At 69.5% G+C, this 535-nt stretch carries 1 protein-coding gene; it reads left to right on the forward strand.

Annotated features, from left to right (window positions below; genetic code table 11):
• A partial coding sequence (locus tag ACTXGO_RS16140; RefSeq protein WP_459112952.1) for a translation initiation factor IF-2 occupies positions 1-535 on the forward strand: 535 nt, incomplete at both ends.

Below are 535 nucleotides of genomic sequence, written 5' to 3' on the forward strand. Positions count from 1 at the left end.
AGCGCGAGCGGCAGAACGCCCGCACCGGCGGTGCCAACCGCTCGCTGGTCGACATGATGCGCGACCTCAAGGAAGGCGCCGGCCGCAAGGAGCTGCCGGTCGTCATCAAGGGCGACGTGCAGGGTTCGGTCGAGGCGATCTCGGGCGCCCTGGAGAAGCTCGGCAACGGCGAGGTCGCGGCCCGCATCCTCCTGTCGGGCGTCGGCGGCATCACCGAGTCGGACATCACCCTGGCGCAGGCGTCGAAGGCGGTCGTGATCGGCTTCAACGTGCGCGCCCTCAAGGAGGCCCGCGAGGCCGCCGAGCGGGCCGGGATCGATATCCGCTACTACAACATCATCTACGACCTCGTGGACGACATCAAAGCCACGCTGTCGGGGATGCTGCCGCCCACCCTGCGGGAGGAGCGCCTCGGCGAGGCGACCATCCAGGAGGTCTTCGAGGTCTCGAAGGTCGGCAAGGTCGCGGGTTGCCGCGTGCAGGACGGCATCGTGGAGCGCGGCGCGCATGTCCGCCTCATCCGCGACAGCGTCGT

It is taken from the genome of Psychrobacter sp. T6-1, from assembly GCF_052258445.1.